Annotated in this window: 8 protein-coding genes; 7 read left to right on the top strand and 1 reads right to left on the bottom strand. The window is 61.2% G+C overall.

The features are described from left to right. Window positions 1–309 precede the first annotated feature (309 nt). The 6 genes from ACWGUG_RS18520 (at window position 310) to ACWGUG_RS18495 (ending at window position 3,111) form a co-directional block, all read left to right on the top strand. Window positions 310–588, top strand: a complete 279-nt coding sequence (locus ACWGUG_RS18520) for a hypothetical protein (protein WP_452325520.1) — start codon at window positions 310–312, stop codon at window positions 586–588. A 74-nt stretch (window positions 589–662) separates the two neighbouring features. Further along, on the top strand, window positions 663–1,127 hold the full coding sequence (locus ACWGUG_RS18515) for a hypothetical protein (RefSeq protein ID WP_452325519.1): 465 nt from the start codon (window positions 663–665) through the stop codon (window positions 1,125–1,127). Between the two features lie 75 nt (window positions 1,128–1,202). Next, window positions 1,203–1,505: a hypothetical protein gene (locus tag ACWGUG_RS18510; protein WP_452325518.1), complete on the top strand. Its 303-nt coding sequence runs from the start codon at window positions 1,203–1,205 to the stop codon at window positions 1,503–1,505. A gap of 319 nt (window positions 1,506–1,824) precedes the next feature. Then, on the top strand, window positions 1,825–2,283 hold the full coding sequence (locus tag ACWGUG_RS18505) for a hypothetical protein (RefSeq protein WP_452325517.1): 459 nt from the start codon (window positions 1,825–1,827) through the stop codon (window positions 2,281–2,283). 83 nt (window positions 2,284–2,366) lie between these two features. Beyond that, window positions 2,367–2,915 (top strand): DnaB-like helicase N-terminal domain-containing protein, encoded by a 549-nt coding sequence (locus ACWGUG_RS18500; RefSeq protein WP_452325516.1) that lies wholly within the window; start codon window positions 2,367–2,369, stop codon window positions 2,913–2,915. Between the two features lie 4 nt (window positions 2,916–2,919). Continuing rightward, a complete protein-coding gene (locus ACWGUG_RS18495) occupies window positions 2,920–3,111 on the top strand; it encodes a hypothetical protein (protein ID WP_452325515.1) in 192 nt (63 codons plus the stop codon). Window positions 3,112–3,121: 10 nt separating this feature from the next. Here the strand turns inward: ACWGUG_RS18495 and ACWGUG_RS18490 are convergent, their stop codons facing one another. Continuing rightward, on the bottom strand, window positions 3,122–3,457 hold the full coding sequence (locus tag ACWGUG_RS18490) for a histone-like nucleoid-structuring protein Lsr2 (protein ID WP_452325514.1): 336 nt from the start codon (window positions 3,455–3,457) through the stop codon (window positions 3,122–3,124). A 45-nt stretch (window positions 3,458–3,502) separates the two neighbouring features. Between ACWGUG_RS18490 and ACWGUG_RS18485 the strand changes: the two genes are divergently transcribed. Then, complete coding sequence (locus tag ACWGUG_RS18485; RefSeq protein WP_452325513.1) at window positions 3,503–3,970, top strand: hypothetical protein; 468 nt, start codon at window positions 3,503–3,505, stop codon at window positions 3,968–3,970. Window positions 3,971–4,221 lie beyond the last annotated feature (251 nt).

Below are 4,221 nucleotides of genomic sequence, written 5' to 3'. Positions count from 1 at the left end.
TGAAAAGGCCCGGCCCCGTCAGGGGGTCGGGTCTTTTTGGCATGGACAAGAGGGGTGGGCGGGGAGCCGAGCCAGGCCACCATCCCGCGACCGGCCCGAGCGCGTACCCGGCCACGGCAACGAAGCAGGGATGCTGCGCATGTCCCATCACCGCCCGCACAAAAACCCCGGAATGTGACCGGGATCACACGGAAAAAGATTGACCAATTTCCCGATATGGGTTGACCCTCAACCGTATACCCGGTATACTCTTAATTAACGGGGAACGGAAAAGGAACGGCCCCGGCACCTTCAACCCGAAAGGGAATCATGATTACCTTCGACCACAAGCCCCCGACGATCAACCAGCTGCTGGCTGAATGCGATACTCGCGACGCCATTGCGCGAGTCCTCAATGCCGGGGAAGCCGCCGTCTTTGTCCGGCACCTCATCGACACCGGGAACAGCGACACGGCCCATGAGTTCATCAAGGACTGGGCGTTCAACGACTCCGAGGTGACCCAGGTCAAGCAGGACGACGGACGCATCGCCTACTACCCGGACGGCCAGCATCCGGACGACGGCGATACGCCACTCTTCATCGCCTAATCTGGGCGGGGGAGGGGCGCGCATTCCCCAATCACGCGCACAACCGCACACCCACAACCCGAAAGGGAATCGCCATGTACTTCGACGACTATGACCGGTCGGCCCGCCGAGCAGCTAAGAACGAAGCGTTCTATTCCACCCTGCATGAAACGGCCGCACAAGGGGCGCTGGAGTCCTGGGGAGTGGTCAGCGGGTGGGAGAAGCGAAACAGTCGATACCGGATTCGCCCGCGCATCTTCTTCCCCTTCTCGGTCGAGATCAAGTCGGACTCATTCAACGAGTCGGATCTTCATCCCAGTCAGGCGTGGCGTTCCGTCTCCAAGGAAGGGCAGCCGGACAGGTTCTTCATCCTCGTCACGGAGGACACCATTCGGCGTGGCTGGCGACGTTACACCCGCAACCCGAGCGTGTGGCACGATGCCGGCCGACGAATGGTTGAACTGCGCCGAACGCGCCGCTTCCGAAACGAGGACATTGACGCGATCATGGCTGACCGCGCCGTGCAGCTCGGGGCATTTCGTCGCGTGATGTTCGACTAGCCGGACGCAAGGGGAGGGGCGCGCATTCCCCAATCACGCGCACAATCACACACCTTCAACCCGAAAGGGAGCACCATGAATGCCGCACCCGGAAAGCATTCTTACGCCTCCGCCGCCGCCGAGTTTTATGCCCGCGCCCAGGAAGCGCGGACGGTCATGGCGATCATCGACATGGCGCGTTCCTATTCGCACTACTGGATCGGAGAATCGTGCCGCGCCTTCGCGCCGATCGAGCACGGAGACGTTTCACTGTCTGAATGCCTATCGGATGCAGGGTGGGAGATTCGATTCGTGGAGGGGGACTACTGGTGGAAAGCCACAGACCCATATGGGGCACGAATCGAATGCTGCGAGGGAGACTTGAACATCATCCAGTAGTTCGAGTGCGTCGAAGGCCCGGCCCCGTCAGGGGTCGGGTCTTTTTGGCATGGACAAGAGGGGTGGGCGGGGAGCCGAGCCAGGCCACCATCCCGCGACCGGCCCGAGCGCGTACCCGGCCACGGCAACGAAGCAGGGATGCTGCGCATGTCCCATCACCGCCCGCACGAAAACCCCGGAATGTGACCGGGATCACACAGAAAAAGATTGACCAATTTCCCGATATGGGTTGACCCCCAACCGTATACCCGGTATACTCTTAATTAACGGGGAACGGAAAAGGAACCGCCCCGGCACCTACAACCCGAAAGGGAGCACCATGACCATCAACATCGCCAAGACCTACACCGAGCGCGAGGAATTCTACGCCGACATTCTCGACACTGCCGTCGCCGGGGGAATCAACTACTGGGGGGAGGTCGTGCGATACAAGAACGGCCGAAACGACGACTCCTTCACTCGTGAGGAGATGCCGTCGGCGGTCGTGATCCCGATCGAGGACGACGGGGCTTTCGACAAGGGTGACCTTCACCCGCAGCAGAAGCCCGGCAGGGTCGTCTACCGCAACGGCGACACGGCACTGGCTGTCAAGATCACCGACAAGACCGTGCGGCGCGGCTGGAACCTGTACGCGAAGTCGCCCGACATGTGGACGGAGTACGGCGAGCGCGCCGTCCGTGGAGTGCGGAACGGCGAGTTCGACGCGGGCGACATTGACGCGGGAATCGCTGACCAGATCGTCCAGCTCGGCATCTTCGGCAAGGTGCTTTTCGGCTAATCCGGCAGGGGAGGGGCGCGCATTCCCCAATCACGCGCATGTAGTTCCGACGCTATTGAGAATTGAAGGGTGACGAAGGGATCATGGACGACATTACCTCGTTGATGCAGGACTCGGTTCCTGACTACTTAGGAGAGGTCGCGCCCGAGCCGATGCTCTTGTGTGCCCTGATGTGGAATCGGCGTAGCGCCGTTGTCGATCAGATAATGACCCTCCTCGCCCCCTCTGACTTCGCCAAACCCGTGGAGCGTGCCCTGTTTGAGCAAATCCGCGACGCCCACGCCGAAGGCCGGCCGTATGACCCGGCATCGCTGCATAGCGCCGTGGAGAGGGCAGGAGACGAGCTAGGGGTTGCCGGAGATGCGTTGCGCGACGCGCTGCGCGGCTTGGTCACTCTCGGGGCCGATCCGCTCTTTGCTGCCGACTACGCTGCTCAAATCATCTCGCAGTCGTACCGCCGCCAGTTTCGAGCCATGACCGAGCGTCTCGCAATGGTGGCGGATGCAGCGCCGGAAAGTGATCTGTTCGACAAGCTGGTTGAGGAAGGATCTAGACAGCGGACGGCATGGAATCGTCTGCGACAAGTGAACGAACGACTGCGGGGAATTCCCGCCCAACCTGAAACGGAATGAAACGATGGACTACCCGGACGTGGAAAAAATCGCCAGCGAGATCGAGGAGCTGGATCGCCGCCGTAGCGAGCTGGAACAGGAGCGAGACTTCCTACTTCGCAGGCACCGGATGGACGGTGCCCGAATGGTCGATCTGGTCAAAGCGTCGAGGATCACCAAGGCCCGCATCTACCGCATTCTTGGAGCCGAGACGTGACCGGGCGAGATTACGCGGCCTGCTCAGCATCGAACTGCCGCTCTAGCTCGGCGGGGAAGCGTCCTCGCGTCGGAGCGGGCAGGCCCCGCTCCGTCGCCCACGCGCGCATAGCGTCGAGCTTCTCGCGGCGCGTCGTCGTCTTTCGGCGCGGCCCCCGCGAGCTTTTGTCCCGGCGAGCACCACGGATGAACGGAGCAAGGGCAGCGCGCAGCTGTTCCGCGTTTTCTGCACTAAGTTCTGTTACGTAGTTCTTGCCGTCCAGGCCAAAGCGCACGGTTTCTCCCGTGTCGTCCAGAACCGTTCCGTCCAAATCGTCAATCATCAGAGTTTTCACAATCTGCGCCATAGTCAACTATGGTACATGTCTCCCACGACCAGAAGGAAAAACGCAATGCAGCAGCACACCGAATATCGAGACAGCGGTTACGTCGAAAGTACCCGCCCAGCGCTTATAGCTGACCGCTACGAGGCCAAGCCCCTGGCCATCAATCTGACGATACTCGCGCTCCTTGGCGCTGTCGTAACGTTCTGTGTTGTGTGGGCAGTTGACCTCATCGTTTCGCAGATCATGGCAACTCCGCCAGCAGGCACGGAAACCGCGCTCGTCTGGGCTGCCATGTCCGCATTGATCGGCATTGCGGTGGGGTTGATCTACATTCCGATCGCCGGCACATCGAACGAATCGCTGTACACGATTGCGATTGTCGCGCTCGCGTCAGTGGCTGGAATCGCTTGGGTTGTCATGGCCGGCCTTTTCTCTGGTGACTTCACCACGTTGGTTACCTTCGCCGGTATCGTCTGTACCGCTGGTTTCGCCCTTGCTGCTCCTGCGCGGATCGACGCTGCCGAGCGGGGGTAGTCGCCTACGGCGATTGTCCCTGGCGCGATGGATGTTCAGCAGGTATCCTGTCTCTAGGTTCCTTAGGAGCCATTCCCCGCGACAGCGGGGATGAGCCTGAACCCGGTTCCCCTGGTTTATTGCTCGCAGTAATCCCTCTCCGCAAACGCGGAGGTCTGAAAAGGCCCGGCCCCGTCAGGGGGTCGGGTCTTTTTGGCATGGACAAGAGGGGTGGGCGGGGAGCCGAGCCAGGCCACCATCCCGCGACCGGC

The sequence above is a fragment of the Microbacterium sp. NPDC055455 genome (assembly GCF_053619935.1).
Note: the sequence above shows the minus strand (reverse complement) of the source record. Positions and strands in the feature narration are given on the sequence as shown.

What these genes read in the sequence shown, in the direction of transcription:
- ACWGUG_RS18515 (WP_452325519.1), top strand. Translation starts at nt 663, where the DNA reads ATGTACTTCGACGACTATGACCGGTCGGCCCGCCGAGCAGCTAAGAAC.
- ACWGUG_RS18495 (WP_452325515.1), top strand. Translation starts at nt 2,920, where the DNA reads ATGGACTACCCGGACGTGGAAAAAATCGCCAGCGAGATCGAGGAGCTG.
- ACWGUG_RS18490 (WP_452325514.1), bottom strand. Translation starts at nt 3,457, where the DNA reads ATGGCGCAGATTGTGAAAACTCTGATGATTGACGATTTGGACGGAACG.
- ACWGUG_RS18500 (WP_452325516.1), top strand. Translation starts at nt 2,367, where the DNA reads ATGGACGACATTACCTCGTTGATGCAGGACTCGGTTCCTGACTACTTA.
- ACWGUG_RS18510 (WP_452325518.1), top strand. Translation starts at nt 1,203, where the DNA reads ATGAATGCCGCACCCGGAAAGCATTCTTACGCCTCCGCCGCCGCCGAG.
- ACWGUG_RS18520 (WP_452325520.1), top strand. Translation starts at nt 310, where the DNA reads ATGATTACCTTCGACCACAAGCCCCCGACGATCAACCAGCTGCTGGCT.
- ACWGUG_RS18485 (WP_452325513.1), top strand. Translation starts at nt 3,503, where the DNA reads ATGCAGCAGCACACCGAATATCGAGACAGCGGTTACGTCGAAAGTACC.
- ACWGUG_RS18505 (WP_452325517.1), top strand. Translation starts at nt 1,825, where the DNA reads ATGACCATCAACATCGCCAAGACCTACACCGAGCGCGAGGAATTCTAC.